The organism is Xanthomonas sp. NCPPB 4037 (genome assembly GCF_041475695.2).
Classification (GTDB): domain Bacteria; phylum Pseudomonadota; class Gammaproteobacteria; order Xanthomonadales; family Xanthomonadaceae; genus Xanthomonas; species Xanthomonas campestris.
Genome location: NZ_CM191261.1, coordinates 2,045,469 through 2,058,866 on the forward strand (window position 1 = coordinate 2,045,469; position 13,398 = coordinate 2,058,866).

The following is a 13,398-nucleotide window of genomic DNA, read 5'->3' on the forward strand; positions in this document are numbered from 1 at the left end:
ATTTCATCGCGTTGCGAAGAGTGAACTCGCAACGCCAGGGGCGGCCTCTGCATACGCGCCAGCCATGCCGGCCGTCGATGGATAGAAACAACTGATCGATGGACGCTCGCGAGATAGCGCTACCTAGGCTCCTTCAGTGATGTGGCCTGTCCAGAAGAGTCCGCTTTTCGCCTTAAATCATGCATAAACCTGCTCGCGTGCGCGCTTGGAAACGGTCAAGGATTCGATGGGTGAGCCGCTAAAGATGTGACCCACACCACGGAACGTTGGAATGCGCTTGCAGCCGCTTGTTGGACGTCTTACCTCTCTCTGGACCCGAGGGCTGCAGCACAAGGCCACCGCGATGGATCGGGTCATGGCCGTCATCGAGTTCGATCTGGAGGGCCGCATCCTGGATGCGAACCACAACTTCCTCGCCTTGATGGGCTATCGGCTGGAAGATGTGGTCGGCAAGCACCACCGCATGTTCGTGCACCCGAGCGAACGCGAGAGCGATGGGTACCGGCAGTTCTGGGACACGTTGCGGCGTGGCGACTTCCATGCCGGGCGCTATTGCCGCCTGGGTAATGGTGAGCGGGAGGTGTGGATCAACGCCTCCTATAACCCGCTGCTGGATCGCTCCGGTAAGCCGTATCGCGTGGCCGCATCGACGCGATCGACAAGGTGGTGGCGGTGATCGAGTTTTCGCTGGATGGCACGGTGCTCGATGCCAATGCCAATTTTCTTGAAGTCATGGGCTACCGGCTGGACGAAATCCGTGGCCAGCACCACCGCCTGTTTGTCGAACCGGCGCAGCGGCAGTCGGCCGAATACCGCGTGTTCTGGGAAAAGCTCGGGCGTGGCGAATTCGATGCCGGGCGCTACAAGCGCGTGGGCAGGGACGGGCGTGAGGTCTGGATCCAGGCCTCCTACAACCCGGTGCTGGACGAGCGTGGGCGCCCTTACAAGGTCATTAAGTACGCTACCGACATCACGCGCCAGGTGGTGGAATCCGCTGATGCGGACGGCCGGATCCAGGCGATTGCCAAGGTGATGGGTGTGATTGAGTTCGACCTGGATGGTCGGGTGCTGAGTGCCAATGACAACTTTCTGGCGATTCTCGGTTACCGCGCCGACGAGGCGATCGGCAAGCATCACAGCGTGTTCGTCGATGCTGCCTACAGCGCCTCGGAAGACTATCGCCAGTTCTGGGCCAAGCTGGCCCGCGGGCAGTTCGATGCTGGCCGGTATCGGCGCCTGCGCAAGGATGGCAGCACGGCCTGGATCCAGGCCTCCTACAACCCGATCCTGGATGTATCCGGGCGCCCATACAAGGTGGTGAAGTACGCCACCGACGTCACCGACCAGGTGCGCTCGGCCGAGCGCATGCGCGATCTGGTGCGGCAAACCATGGGCATTGCGCAAAACGTGCAGCGCGAGGCGCACCATATTTCGGCAAGCAATCAGGAATTGGTGAGCCGTGCGGCCAGCCAGTCCGATGCCGTGCAGCAGACCTCCACCAGCATCGAGCAGTTGGCCGAGACGGTGCGCACCAATTCGGAAAATGCCGGCGCTGCGCAGCACATGGCCGAAGAGTCAGCCACTGTGGCCCGCAAGGGCGCGCACGTCATTGCCGAGGTCGTGCAGACCACTTCCAGCATTCGCAAGGCGACCGACCGCATCGGCCAGATCATCGAGGTGATCGACGGCATTGCCTTCCAGACCAACATCCTGGCGCTCAACGCGGCGGTGGAAGCCGCGCGTGCAGGCGAGCAGGGCAGGGGCTTTGCCGTGGTGGCGACCGAGGTGCGCAGCCTGGCGCAGCGCTGCAGCGTGTCTGCGCGCGAAATTCGCTCACTGATCGAAGACGCGACCAATCAGGTGGGCGATGGCTCACGCCTGGCCGAGCAGGCCGGCAAGGTGATGCAGGACATGGTCAGCTCGGTGTTGAAGGTGACCGCGACCGTGGAGCAGATCGCCGCCGCCAGCCAGGTGCAGGCCCAGGACATTTCCACTGCCAATCAAGCGCTGCAGTCGATCGGTGTGCAGGCGCGTGATCAGGCGCAGATGGTCGATGATCTGGCGCGCTCTGCGCGTGTGCTGGAGGCCGATGCGGACGCGCTGTTCGCGCTGGTCAATGGCGACGAGGTCGGTCAGCCGCCGCAGGATACGCCCGCGGTGGAGGTGCTGGCACGGCGTGCGTGATGCATGGCGGGCGTTGCTTGTGGGCGCTGACGGGTTTGCTTGCGCATAGGCTTGCGTGCCGGTTGGTTGGATGAAGCGCGTGTGCTGGAGCAGTTGCAAGTGCGCTCGTTCTGCTGATCGACCGGTGTGCTCAGTGCTTGGCTAGCGAGTGATGCAACGTGCCGTGTGTGCAGCGCCGCTGGAGTGCTCCGCGTTGGTCGCCGTGTAGCGCGTGCGGTGCGACTGTCCTAGTGATGCAGACCTGGAAGCGCCCACATTGCAGAGCAAGCGTGTGCGAAGTGCGCGCTTGTATCTCCTGCGGTTTGCGGCGTGCCGAGGGGAGTGCTTCTCGAATAGTCGTGCGTTGATTCGGATTACTTGCATCGCATCAAATCGCGGCAATTTCATTGCGTTTTGCCGTCTCGTCGCGTGGCTGACGACTGCGAGAAGCGCAGGCTCGATGGTTCTATGGCCGCTATCGCTGCCAGGCAGGCAAGGCTGCAGCGCAAAGGCGCCTCCACCCGTGGCATGACACGGTGCCTACGCATCTATCATTCAATCAAGCAGGCATGTTCTAACGCCTGCTGTCGTCAAGGCAGCCGATGCCACAACAAAAACCCGCCAGTCGGCGGGTTTTTGCATTACTGGTGCGCAGCCGCCGTGCACGTGACTCCGATACATCAAGGCGACGCACTGCCAACCACTCACTGCGGCAGGTCGAACACCAGCACTTCGGCATCACGGGCATCGGCCAGCACGATCTCCGGCTCGCCCGTCACCTGCAAGGCATCACCGGCCGCCAGCACCTGGCCGTTGACGGTCAGGCTGCCGCGCGCCACTTGCACGTAGCCGAGGCGGCCCTGAGCCAGTGGGTGCTGCAGACGGCCTTCGCCATCCAGGATGGTGGCGTACAGGCGCGCATCCTGGTGCAGCTTCAGCGAGCCACCGTCGCCGTCGGGCGAGGCGATCAGGCGCAAGGTGTTGCGCTTGCTGTCGGCGTCGAAATGCTTTTCTTCGTAGCTGGGCTCAATGCCGTTGCGCTCGGGCATCACCCAGATCTGCAGGAAGTGCACCGGGTCGCTGGTCGAGTGGTTGAACTCGCTGTGGGTGACGCCGCTGCCGGCGCTCATGCGCTGCACATCGCCGTAATGCAGGACCGATCCCGTGCCCATGCTGTCCTTGTGCTCCAGTGCGCCGTCCAGCACGTAGGAAATGATCTCCATGTCGCGGTGGGCATGCGTACCGAAACCTTCGCCCGCCGTTACCTTGTCTTCGTTGATCACGCGCAGCGGGCCGATGCCCATGTGGCGCGGATCGTGGTAGCTGGCGAAGGAGAAGGTATGACGCGAGGACAGCCAGCCGTGCTCGGCGCGGCCACGGGTTTCGCTCTTGCGGACAGTCAACATGGTGCTTCTCCTTGGAAAGATTCGAATGAGGCGGAAGGTGCGTTTTGCTTGCCCGTTCCGTTGATGCGTAGTGTGGAGAGGTGCCCCGGGTAAAAAAAGCGAGTAGATTTGACTGCTACCATCGAAAAAATCGAACAATGAAAATCAGTCTGGATGCGTTGCAGATCCTGGACGCGATCGACCGCCGTGGCTCCTTCACTGCCGCGGCGAAGGTGCTGTTCAAGGTGCCGTCGACGATCTCCTACACGGTCTCCAAGCTGGAGGAGGACCTGGGCGTTCAGTTGTTCGAGCGCGTTGGCCCCAAGGCCACGCCAACGCAGGCCGGCCGCGAGCTGTTGCGTGAGGGGCGGCAATTGCTGCGCGCGGCGCAGGAGCTGGAAGTGCGGGTGCGGCGGGTCGCCTCCGGCTGGGAGTCGGAGTTCGCCATTGGCCTGGACGCGGTGCTGCCGGCGTCATTGCTGCTGCCGCAACTGCTGGACTTCTATCGCATCGCCGACAGCACCCGGTTGCGCGTGGTGAGCGAGTCGCTCTCCGGCAGCTGGGAGGCGCTGCTGGATCGACGCGTGGATCTGGTGGTTGCTGCTGGCGAAGGGCCGAGCGGTGGCGGTTATGTCGCCGAACCGATCGGCTCGCTGCGGTTCGTGTTCGCAGTGGCCGCTACGCATCCGCTGGTGGACGCCGGAGTGCTGGGCGTGGCGGAGCTGGCCGAGCATCGCGCGATCGCGGCAGCGGACTCTGCGCGCCGGCTGCTGCCACGCACGGTGGGGCTGCTCTCCGGCCGCGACGTGCTCACCGTGCCGGACATGCAGACCAAGTTGCAGCTGCAGCTGGCTGGGGCCGGCTATGGCTTCCTGCCCGAGCCATACGCGCGCGGCGCACTGCAGGCCGGCGCCCTGCGCGCGCTTGCGGTGGAAACGCACAAGCCCGACGAGACGTTCTATTTGGCATGGCGCCCGGGCGAGGAGGGCGAGGCGCTGGGCTGGTGGCGGCAGGCGCTGCGCAGCGACGGGTTATTTGCGCGCTGGCTGGAGCAGCTGGCCGAAACGTATCGTTCCGTCGCCACTGGGCAGCCGGTGGCGTAGCGATAGGCGGATAATGGCCGCTCGCCATCGCGCCAGGGTGCCGCATGCAAGGCTTGATCGAACAGTACGGATTGGCGCTGGTGTTCGCCAACGTGCTGGCGTTGTCGCTCGGTCTGCCGGTGCCGGCCATGCCGACCCTGGTACTGGTGGGCGCCGGCTATGCCTTGCACGGCGGCAGCGGCGCGTGGAGTGCCGCGCTGGCAGCACTGGCTGTTTCCGTATTCGCCAGCGTGCTGGGCGATCTGGTCTGGTATCTGGCCGGGCGCCGGTTCGGCAATCGCACCTTGCAGTCGCTGTGCCGGCTGTCGCTGTCGCGCGATACCTGCATGAAGAAGACCGAGCGTTTCTTCGGGCGCTGGGGCGTACGCGTGCTGGCGGTGGCCAAGTTCGTGCCTGGCCTGTCGATGGTATCGGTGCCAATGGCGGGCGCGATGCAGGTGCGGCCAGGAGCATTCCTGCGCTACGACGCGTTTGGCGCGTTGCTGTGGGCCGCGGTGGGGCTTGGGTTGGGCGCACTGTTCGCCGATCAGGTGCAGGACGTGCTGCACTTTCTCTCCACTCTAGGCTCGGGCGCAGTGCTGGTGGTAGCGCTGCTGTTGGCCGGTTATGTCGGCTGGCGCTGGTGGCGCCGCCATACGCTGCTGCGCTCGCTGGAGACCGCGCGCATTGCGGTGGAAGAACTGGTGCCGATGCTTGCCGCCGACGAAGCGATGCGGCCGGCGGTGCTGGATATCCGCGCGCAGGGCTTTCGCGATCTGCAGCCGTACACGATTCCCGGTGCGGTGTTTGCCGATGAGCGCGAGCTGGCGCAGATTCTGGCAACGGTGCCGCGCGATCGCAGCGTGGTGATCTATTGCGCCTGCCCGGATGAAGTGTCCGCCGCCTGGTTGGCTGGGCGCTTGCGCGAGCGCGGGTATCGCGATGTGCGTCCGCTACTGGGTGGGCTGGATGCCTGGCGCGATGCGGGGCATCCGGTGGTCTCACTGGTGCCATTGGCCACGTTTGCGCCGACCGGCGAAGCAGGCGCACTGGCCTGACGCACGGTCCACTGGATCTGATAGGCAAAAAAAAACGACCGGCAAGCTGGTCGTTTTTCCAAGAATGGTGCGCCCGGAGAGATTCGAACTCCCGACCGCCTGGTTCGTAGCCAGGTACTCTATCCAACTGAGCTACGGGCGCATGTCTTGTTTGAGTGGTGCAGATCCGCCGCAATGCGATCGAACCTTTGTAACTAAAAAGACAGCGGTTGAAGGCTGTCTTATGTTGTTCTGAAGATGGTGCGCCCGGAGAGATTCGAACTCCCGACCGCCTGGTTCGTAGCCAGGTACTCTATCCAACTGAGCTACGGGCGCCTCGTCAGGAGCGGAATTATGCGGATGCCTGACGCGTGCGTCAATCCCTTTGTGACGATCCCGTGGCGCTATCGATCGTGCAGCGACGTGCGTAACGCAGCGGCGACCGCGATGGGTGCGCGCATCCACGCGAAGTGGTCGCTGCGGACGCCCAGCGCTGCGTCGTCGAGCAGGCGCAGCGTCGTGGGCGCCTGCGGCATCTTGGCGCAAAGCGCGTGCAGCGCTATAGCGGGGCCGAAGCGGTCGTGTGCGAACACCACACCGTCGACCGGGCAGATGACACTGGCCAGTGCCTGCTCCAGATCCCACGGTGCGCCTGCAGCGCGGTAGCGATTGATGCAGCCAACGCGCGCCCAGTCGGCGATCAGGCTGCGCGCTTCGGTCCCCGCAAAGCCGAGCCGCCGCCCGTGCAGCACGCCTTGCACACGTGCCAGCCATGGCAGGAACCGGTATGCCAACGGCAGCCCATAACGCAGCGGTGACGGAAAGTTGCGCCAGTACGGCGATCCGCTGGCGACCAGCCACAGGCGCGCCGCATTGCCCGGATGCAACGCGGCATGGCAGCAGGCCAGTTGCCCACCCAGGCTGTGGCCGCCCAGCAGCCGCGGCAGCGGCGGTGACTGCGCAGCGACAATGGCCTGGCTGGCCCGCAGATCATGTTCAAGCAGGGTGCGAAACCCCCAATCGTGGTGACGCGATGCACGCAAGGTGCTGCTGCCGTTGCCACGCCATTCGTGCACGAAGACCGCAATGCCGCGCTCGGCCAATGCCTGCGCGAATGGCGCGTAGTGCCGGGCCGCCACGCCCAATGCAGGTAACCACAACAGGCTGGCGATCGGCTGCGCAGGCGCGTAGTGCAGCAGCTGCCAGCCGTGCCCATCCGCCGCGGTGGCCGTATGTGCGGCGTTGATCAGTCCCATGCGTGCGGCGCGGCACCGAAGTGATCCAGCACCACTACATCGCTCTGGCCCGGACGCTGGCCGTTGGCAATTGCACGGGCCACATAATCGATCGCGGCCTCGCAGGCGTTGAGCAACGACAGGCCCTGACACAACTGCGCGGCAATGGCGGCAGAGAGCGTGCAGCCGGTGCCGTGTGCGTCCAGTTCCAGGCGCGGATGCATGAAAATTTCCTGCGCAACGCCGTCGTCGAACCGATCGATCACGCGCGTGCCTTCGCGCAAATGGCCGCCCTTGAGCAACACGGCGTTGGCGCCCAGCTCCAGCAACGTGGCGGTCGCATGGTCGGCGGCATCGGGGGTGTCGATACGGCGGCCGGTGAGCAATTCGGCCTCGGGCGTATTGGGCGTGATCAAGCTCGCCAGCGGCAACAGGCGAGTGCGCAGTGCGTCCAACGCGGCGTCTTCGAGCAAACGCGCACCGCTGGTGGCCACCATCACCGGGTCGAGTACCACGAATGGCGGGCGGTACTGTTCGAGCAGGTCGGCCACGCAGTGGATGACATCGGCGTTGGCCAGCATGCCGAGCTTGACCGCCTGGATCTGGAAATCGGCAAAGCAGGCATCGACCTGGGCGCGCAGGAATGCCAGCGGCGGCACATGCACTGCGGTGACACCACGGGTGTGTTGCGCGGTCAGTGCGGTAATGGCGGACAGGCCGTGCACGCGATGCGCGGCGAAGGTCTTCAGATCGGCCTGGATGCCGGCACCACCGCCGGAATCCGAACCGGCGATGGTCAATGCGGACAGCGTGCTGGGCGTGGTCATGCGGCGATTCTGCACTGCCGCGGCGCGACTGTGCAGACTCCCTTTAACGCCTTGGGTCGTGGTCGATCAGGCGCCGCCGTTGATGGCGATTTCCGAAAACGCGCCGGTTTGCGGGTCGTACAACGCGCCCCAGAAGGCAGCGCCGCCATCACAGGCGCGCACTGCGGTCGTGGCCGGTTTCAGCGAGGGGCTGTCGGGCAGCTTGAACGCATTGATGTAGATCAGCTCACGCCCATCGACCACCACGCCCACGTATTGCCGGTCGAAGTCGCGCGGCTCGGCGATGGTGGGGGTGAGTGCGTCCTGGCGTGATTCGAGTAGTTCGATCTGCTGATGCGTCGGCGCCCAGTAGCCGGTAATCCTGCCCGGTTGGCGTGCCGGGCTGTCGCGCGAGCAGGTGTCCAGCACCTGATCGGCGATGGTCTGCCGTGTGATCACCCACGACTGGCCGCTTTTCAGGTTGGTCGGCACGCTGGCCGGCTGGGTGGTTGCGCAGCCAGCCAGGGTGAGCAACGTCAGCGCCGCAGCGCTGCGCAGCGTGGACATCACAGCACCTCCGAAGCGAAGTCGGCCAGCCGCGAACGCTCGCCGCGCCGCAGCGTAATGTGCGCGCTGTGCGGCCAGGCCTTGAAGCGATCCACCGCATAGGTCAGGCCGGACGTGGTCTCGGTGAGGTAGGGCGTGTCGATCTGCTCCACGTTGCCCAGGCACACGATCTTGGTACCGGGGCCGGCACGGGTGATCAGCGTCTTCATCTGCTTGGGCGTGAGGTTCTGCGCTTCGTCCAGGATCAGATAACGCGACAGGAAGGTGCGCCCGCGCATGAAGTTCATCGAGCGGATCTTGATGCGGCTGGCGAGCAGGTCGTTGGTGGCCGCGCGGCCCCATGAGCCGCCGTCCTGGTTGTGGGTGAGCACTTCCAGATTGTCGGTGAGCGCGCCCATCCACGGGGTCATCTTTTCTTCTTCGGTGCCGGGCAGAAAGCCGATGTCTTCGCCCACGCTCACCGTCGCGCGGGTCATGATGATCTCGCGGTAACGCTGCTGGTCCATCGTCTGCGCCAGGCCCGCGGCCAGCGCGAGCAGCGTCTTGCCGGTGCCGGCGGTGCCGAGCAGGGTGACGAAATCGATCTCCGGGTCCATCAGCGCATTGAGCGCAAAGTTCTGCTCGCGGTTGCGCGCGGCAATGCCCCAGACCGCATGCTGGGTATGGCGGAAATCATCCACCAGGCACAGCGTGGCCTTGCCGCCGCCGACCTTGGCCACGCGCAGTTCCACTTCGTCTTCGCCCGGCAGATACAGGTACTGATTGGGATACCAGTCTTCGTCGTCGGCCAGCACGATCTCGTAATGGGTGCGTCCGCGCTCGTTCCAGCTGCGCAGGTCCTCGTTGTGCTTTTGCCAGAAGTCTTCCGGCAGCTCGATCGCGCCGGTGAACAGCAGGCTGAAATCGTCCAGCGCGCGATCGTTCTGGTAGTCCTCGGCAACCAGGCCGCTGATGTAGGCCTTGATGCGCAGGTTGATGTCCTTGGACACCAGGATCACCGGCACATCGGGGTTTTCTTCGCGCAGCGCCAGCACCGAGGCGAGGATCTTGTTGTCCGGCAGCATCGCGCCGAAGGTGCGGCCCGGCTCGATCGGGTGGATCTGGAAATACAGCCGCCCGATCGCGGCCTGGCCCTTGAGCTGGATGCCCTGCGGGTGGCTCAGCAGGATGCCGGCCTGGATCTGCTCGGCGTTGGTGTTCTCCAGCAATTCGTCCAGGAAGCGGCTGACCTGGCGCGCGTTGCGGCTGACTTCGGAGGTGCCCTTCTTGGCGTTGTCGAGTTCTTCGATCACCTGCATCGGCAGGAAGACATCGTGTTCTTCGAATTTGAACAGCGCGGTGGGATCGTGCATCAGCACGTTGGTGTCCAGCACGTAGATGCGCTTGCCTCGGGTCATTGGGTCTTCCAAGTGATGGAGCAGGGGCGAGCCATCACGCCTGCGCAGGCAGGGTGATGGAGGACGCGGGAAACGAGGGAACTCACTGTTTGGCGTGCGCCTTCAACGCGGCCAGCACCGCATCGGCATGGCCGGCGACCTTGACCTTGCGCCAGGCCTGCACGACCTGCCCCTCGGGCGACAGTAGGAAGGTGCTGCGCTCGATGCCGAGCACCTGCTTGCCGTACATGTTCTTTTCCTTGATCACGTCGAAGGCGCGGCACAGTGCTTCATCGCCATCGCTGACCAGCGGAAATGCAAACCCCTGCTTGGCGCAGAAGTTGTCGTGTGACTTCACCGAATCGCGCGAGACGCCCAGGATCTTGGCGCCGGCCTTGTCGAATTCCGGCAGCAGCGCGTTGAAGTCCAGGCCTTCGGTGGTGCAGCCGGGCGTGCTGTCCTTGGGGTAGAAGTAGATCACCAGCCAGTGGCCGGCATAGGCGCGCAAGGTGGTCTGGGTGCCGCCGGACAGCGACAGCGGCAGATCGAAGGTTGCAGCGGGCAGTTCCAGTACAGCGTCGGTCATCGTTGCTCAGCCTGAAGGGGAGAGGCGGTCGGTGCCGATCAGGCCGGCCCGACGTCCATCCCATCATAAGCAGCCACATGGAAACGTTTGGCGAGTGCATCGAACGCGGCATTGCGCTGATTCAGCGTTTCCAGGGTGTGGTGTTCCAGTTTGTCCACATGCAGGAAGTACGACTCTTCGTCGTCACCATCGTCCTCGTCGCGTTCGCCGAGAAAGATATCGATGACGCGGTAGCCGTCCTTGGTCAGTTGCTCGGCCAGCTGCTGCAGCGGTTGCTGCGCCGGATCGGCAAAGAAATATTCCCAGCGCAACGGGCCGTCCAGGTTCCAGTCGGTTTCCGAGCGGATGTGGTCGAACATCTGTTTCAGCGCGGACATCGCGATGGCCATGCGAACTCCTGTCTTAAAACTTCATCGGGTCCATGATCGCGTCGAGATTGAGGTGATCACAGAATTCCAGGAAATCATCGCGCAAGGCAGCGATGTGCATGTTGGCCGGCACGCCGATGGTCACCTGCGCAGAGAACATCTCCGCACCGGTCTGCATCGCGCGGTAGCGGGTGCTCTGCAGGTTCTCGATGGTGATGCCCTGGCGGTCGAAGAAATCGGCCAGCTGGAACAGGATGCCGGGCTTGTCGGCGGCGATCACCTCGACGATGTACGGCAGCAGATTGGATTGCGCCTGCTTGGGGCCGGTGCGGTACCACACCAGCTTCAGGCCTTCTTCGCGTTCGAGCCGCGTCAGCATGGCTTCGAGCTTGGCAACCGAGTCCCAGGAGCCGGTTGCCAGCGCGGTGACCGAGACATCGCGCCCCACGGTGGCCAGGCGGGCGTCCACGAGATTGCAGCCGCTGTCGGCGATGCGGCGGGTGACGGGCAACAGGGGGGACTCCGGATGCGTCGTGTAGGCGTTGATCAGGAGGTGGTTTTCGGTCGGCGAAGGCCGGGGAGTCGAGTCAGTCAAAGGGGCTTCCGGCATTGCATCAGGCTGAATGGCCGCCCGGGCAGGCGCCCTGGCGGTGACCAGCATACTTGCCCGTGCTTTCGCGCCGCAAGTAACATGCAGGCGGCCACAACCCGCGTGCGCGCGGGCCTTTCCTGTCACGTAAGAGCAGCAGAATCTTGTCCCTTTCCGGCATCATCACCGCGCTGGCGACCCCTTTCGGGCCGGACGGCGCACTCGACCTGGATGCCTGGCGGCGGCTGCTGGAGCAGCAGCTGCACGGCGGTGTCCAGGGAATCGTGGTTGCCGGCTCGACCGGCGAAGCGGCGGCACTGAGCGACGACGAATACGACACGCTAGTGCGTGCGGCCGTGGCGCAGGTGGCCGGCCGGGTGCCGGTGCTGGCTGGCACCGGGCTCTCCGGTACCGCAAAAACCATTGCGCAGACCCGCCGTGCCGCTGCGCTGGGCGCGCAGTACGCGCTGGTGGTGACGCCGCCTTACGTGCGGCCCACCCAGGCCGGGCTGCTGGCGCACTTCCAGGCGGTTGCCGACAACGGCGGCCTGCCGGTGGTGCTGTACAACGTGCCGGGCCGTACCGGCTGCGACCTGCTGCCGGAAACGGTCGCCGCGCTGGTGAGCCACCCGAACATCGTCGGCATCAAGGAAGCACGCAGCGAACCGGAGCGGATTGCCGCGCTGATGGCCTTGCGCAGCGACAGCTTCGTGGTGCTCAGCGGTGACGACGGCAGCGCCGCGCAGTCAATGCTGGCCGGCGCCGACGGCCTGGTGTCGGTGGCGTCCAACGCGCTGCCTTCGGCCTACCGCCGGCTCTGCGATCTGGCCCGCACCGGCCAGCACGAGGCCGCCAACGCCTGGGACACGCGTCTGAGCGAGTACCACAGCTTCTGCGGCGTCGAATCCAATCCCATCCCCGTCAAGGCGCTGCTGCAGCGCGCCGGGATCGGCCACGGCCTGCGCTTGCCGTTGCTGCCACTTTCCGCGGCCCATCAGCCGGCCGCCGACCGCCTTGCCGCCAACGCAATTGCGTTGGAAGCGCTTTCCAGCCGCGAAATGCTCGCGGCCTGACCCAGGAGATCTATCGATGCGTCATTCCGTTTCCCCCGTCCGCTTGCTCTCGCTCGCGCTGCTGGCGACCGCCACCGTCGCCGCCACGAGCGGCTGCAGCTGGTTCCACAAGGGCGCGCGCGGCGACTATGCGCTGGCCCCGGAGGCACGTCCGCTGGAAGTGCCGCCGGATCTGAACCTGCCCGACACCTCCGGTGCCATGAAGGTGCCGACGCTGGCGTCCACCACCCAGCAGAACGCCAATACGCCGCCGTCGGCCAGCGCCAACAGTGGCTTTACCGTGCCGGGCGAGCGCGATGCGGTGTTTGCCAAGGTGGGCGACGCGCTGGCCGATATTCCGGGCCTGACCATCGCCAGCAAGGCGCAGATGCTGGGCTCCTACGACGTCACCTACGAGGGCGCCAGCTTCCTGGTGCGCGTGGTCAAGGTCGAAGCCGGCAGCTACGTCTCGGCGGTTGATCCGCGCGGCATGCCTGCCACCGCGGCGGCACCGGTGGCGTTGATCGCCTCGCTGAAGGGCAAGCTGGGCGGCTGAGGCCGGTTGGCAGTGCAGACAGCAAAACGGGCGCCCAGGGCGCCCGTTTTGTATTTGCGGCCGGCGGCGCTACGGATCAGCGCTGCAGCAGCGGCAATTTGTCCGGCTTGCCGTCCCACTCGGCGGCGTCGGGCAGCGGCTCCTGGCGCACGGTCAGCACCGGCCAGGCCTTGGCCAGCTCGGCGTTGAGGGCAACAAAAGCTTCCTGTCCCGCCGGCACGTCGTCCTCGGGATAGATCGCGTTGGCCGGGCATTCGGGCTCGCACAGGGTGCAATCGATGCACTCATCCGGGTCGATGACCAGAAAGTTCGGGCCTGCGTGGAAACAATCCACCGGACAGACTTCGACGCAGTCGGTGTATTTGCACTTGATGCAGTTTTCGGTGACAACAAAAGGCATGGCAACTTCCGGCGTTAAGCCGCGCAATTCTAAAGCAGTCGCGTGGTGGGTGTGCGGGCGGGGCGTGATCTTGCAGTGATTTGGCGGTGCGAGGGCGGTTGGCGGTGCTGCCGCCTCGCGCTTGACCGGCGCTCGGGGCGCGGGCATTAGGGCGAACGCGCGCTGGTGGCGCGCGGCCCGCGCCTTCTCGCCTCAC

Annotated in this window: 13 protein-coding genes, 2 tRNA genes and 1 pseudogene; 5 read left to right on the forward strand and 11 right to left on the reverse strand. The window is 65.0% G+C overall.

All coding sequences use genetic code 11. The features are described from left to right. Positions 1–271 precede the first annotated feature (271 nt). Positions 272–2,184, forward strand: a pseudogene (locus ACCQ01_RS09245) (methyl-accepting chemotaxis protein). A gap of 683 nt (positions 2,185–2,867) precedes the next feature. Here ACCQ01_RS09245 and ACCQ01_RS09250 read toward each other — a convergent pair. Continuing rightward, the gene (locus tag ACCQ01_RS09250; RefSeq protein ID WP_228432445.1) at positions 2,868–3,569 is read right to left on the reverse strand and encodes a pirin family protein; all 702 of its coding nucleotides are present in this window, start codon (positions 3,567–3,569) and stop codon (positions 2,868–2,870) included. Between the two features lie 137 nt (positions 3,570–3,706). Here ACCQ01_RS09250 and ACCQ01_RS09255 point away from each other — a divergent pair, with 137 nt between their 5' ends. Next, positions 3,707–4,651 (forward strand): LysR substrate-binding domain-containing protein, encoded by a 945-nt coding sequence (locus ACCQ01_RS09255; protein WP_228432443.1) that lies wholly within the window; start codon positions 3,707–3,709, stop codon positions 4,649–4,651. A gap of 44 nt (positions 4,652–4,695) precedes the next feature. After that, positions 4,696–5,688, forward strand: a complete 993-nt coding sequence (locus ACCQ01_RS09260; protein WP_228432441.1) for a DedA family protein/thiosulfate sulfurtransferase GlpE — start codon at positions 4,696–4,698, stop codon at positions 5,686–5,688. A 65-nt stretch (positions 5,689–5,753) separates the two neighbouring features. Here the strand turns inward: ACCQ01_RS09260 and ACCQ01_RS09265 are convergent. The 9 genes from ACCQ01_RS09265 to ACCQ01_RS09305 all read right to left on the reverse strand — a co-directional run bounded on the left by ACCQ01_RS09265 (position 5,754) and on the right by ACCQ01_RS09305 (position 11,266). Then, positions 5,754–5,830: transfer RNA gene (locus tag ACCQ01_RS09265), tRNA-Arg, on the reverse strand. A 96-nt stretch (positions 5,831–5,926) separates the two neighbouring features. Continuing rightward, positions 5,927–6,003 (reverse strand) — tRNA-Arg (locus tag ACCQ01_RS09270). Positions 6,004–6,071: 68 nt separating this feature from the next. Then, the gene (locus ACCQ01_RS09275; protein WP_228432439.1) at positions 6,072–6,923 is read right to left on the reverse strand and encodes an alpha/beta hydrolase family protein; all 852 of its coding nucleotides are present in this window, start codon (positions 6,921–6,923) and stop codon (positions 6,072–6,074) included. Beyond that, positions 6,914–7,729, reverse strand: coding sequence for a bifunctional hydroxymethylpyrimidine kinase/phosphomethylpyrimidine kinase (gene thiD / locus ACCQ01_RS09280; protein ID WP_228432437.1), 816 nt, complete (start codon positions 7,727–7,729; stop codon positions 6,914–6,916). Before thiD ends, ACCQ01_RS09275 begins: the two co-directional genes overlap by 10 nt. A gap of 66 nt (positions 7,730–7,795) precedes the next feature. Continuing rightward, positions 7,796–8,275, reverse strand: coding sequence for a hypothetical protein (locus ACCQ01_RS09285; RefSeq protein ID WP_116923313.1), 480 nt, complete (start codon positions 8,273–8,275; stop codon positions 7,796–7,798). Continuing rightward, the gene (locus ACCQ01_RS09290) at positions 8,275–9,672 is read right to left on the reverse strand and encodes a PhoH family protein (protein ID WP_011036911.1); all 1,398 of its coding nucleotides are present in this window, start codon (positions 9,670–9,672) and stop codon (positions 8,275–8,277) included. The genes ACCQ01_RS09285 and ACCQ01_RS09290 overlap by 1 nt, the downstream gene beginning before the upstream one ends. Before the next feature lie 82 nt (positions 9,673–9,754). After that, complete coding sequence (locus ACCQ01_RS09295; RefSeq protein WP_228432435.1) at positions 9,755–10,237, reverse strand: peroxiredoxin; 483 nt, start codon at positions 10,235–10,237, stop codon at positions 9,755–9,757. Positions 10,238–10,275: 38 nt separating this feature from the next. After that, the gene (locus ACCQ01_RS09300; RefSeq protein ID WP_016945239.1) at positions 10,276–10,626 is read right to left on the reverse strand and encodes a ribonuclease E inhibitor RraB; all 351 of its coding nucleotides are present in this window, start codon (positions 10,624–10,626) and stop codon (positions 10,276–10,278) included. A gap of 13 nt (positions 10,627–10,639) precedes the next feature. Then, positions 10,640–11,266 carry a glycine cleavage system transcriptional repressor gene (locus tag ACCQ01_RS09305; protein WP_011036914.1) on the reverse strand — a complete coding sequence of 209 codons (627 nt, stop codon included), beginning with the start codon at positions 11,264–11,266 and terminating at the stop codon, positions 10,640–10,642. A gap of 92 nt (positions 11,267–11,358) precedes the next feature. Between ACCQ01_RS09305 and dapA the strand changes: the two genes are divergently transcribed. Both dapA and ACCQ01_RS09315 read left to right on the forward strand, forming a co-directional pair. Further along, positions 11,359–12,267: a 4-hydroxy-tetrahydrodipicolinate synthase gene (dapA, locus tag ACCQ01_RS09310; protein ID WP_228432433.1), complete on the forward strand. Its 909-nt coding sequence runs from the start codon at positions 11,359–11,361 to the stop codon at positions 12,265–12,267. Between the two features lie 16 nt (positions 12,268–12,283). Continuing rightward, a complete protein-coding gene (locus ACCQ01_RS09315) occupies positions 12,284–12,802 on the forward strand; it encodes a hypothetical protein (protein WP_228432431.1) in 519 nt (172 codons plus the stop codon). Between the two features lie 76 nt (positions 12,803–12,878). Here the strand turns inward: ACCQ01_RS09315 and fdxA are convergent, their stop codons facing one another. Next, positions 12,879–13,202 carry a ferredoxin FdxA gene (fdxA, locus tag ACCQ01_RS09320; RefSeq protein WP_011036917.1) on the reverse strand — a complete coding sequence of 108 codons (324 nt, stop codon included), beginning with the start codon at positions 13,200–13,202 and terminating at the stop codon, positions 12,879–12,881. Positions 13,203–13,398: the final 196 nt, after the last annotated feature.

Coding starts and splice junctions, on each gene's coding strand:
- ACCQ01_RS09285 (WP_116923313.1), bottom strand. CDS start 8,275: ATGTCCACGCTGCGCAGCGCTGCGGCGCTGACGTTGCTCACCCTGGCT.
- ACCQ01_RS09250 (WP_228432445.1), bottom strand. CDS start 3,569: ATGTTGACTGTCCGCAAGAGCGAAACCCGTGGCCGCGCCGAGCACGGC.
- ACCQ01_RS09300 (WP_016945239.1), bottom strand. CDS start 10,626: ATGGCCATCGCGATGTCCGCGCTGAAACAGATGTTCGACCACATCCGC.
- ACCQ01_RS09315 (WP_228432431.1), top strand. CDS start 12,284: ATGCGTCATTCCGTTTCCCCCGTCCGCTTGCTCTCGCTCGCGCTGCTG.
- fdxA (WP_011036917.1), bottom strand. CDS start 13,202: ATGCCTTTTGTTGTCACCGAAAACTGCATCAAGTGCAAATACACCGAC.
- ACCQ01_RS09255 (WP_228432443.1), top strand. CDS start 3,707: ATGAAAATCAGTCTGGATGCGTTGCAGATCCTGGACGCGATCGACCGC.
- ACCQ01_RS09305 (WP_011036914.1), bottom strand. CDS start 11,266: ATGCTGGTCACCGCCAGGGCGCCTGCCCGGGCGGCCATTCAGCCTGAT.
- ACCQ01_RS09290 (WP_011036911.1), bottom strand. CDS start 9,672: ATGACCCGAGGCAAGCGCATCTACGTGCTGGACACCAACGTGCTGATG.
- ACCQ01_RS09295 (WP_228432435.1), bottom strand. CDS start 10,237: ATGACCGACGCTGTACTGGAACTGCCCGCTGCAACCTTCGATCTGCCG.
- ACCQ01_RS09275 (WP_228432439.1), bottom strand. CDS start 6,923: ATGGGACTGATCAACGCCGCACATACGGCCACCGCGGCGGATGGGCAC.
- ACCQ01_RS09260 (WP_228432441.1), top strand. CDS start 4,696: ATGCAAGGCTTGATCGAACAGTACGGATTGGCGCTGGTGTTCGCCAAC.
- thiD (WP_228432437.1), bottom strand. CDS start 7,729: ATGACCACGCCCAGCACGCTGTCCGCATTGACCATCGCCGGTTCGGAT.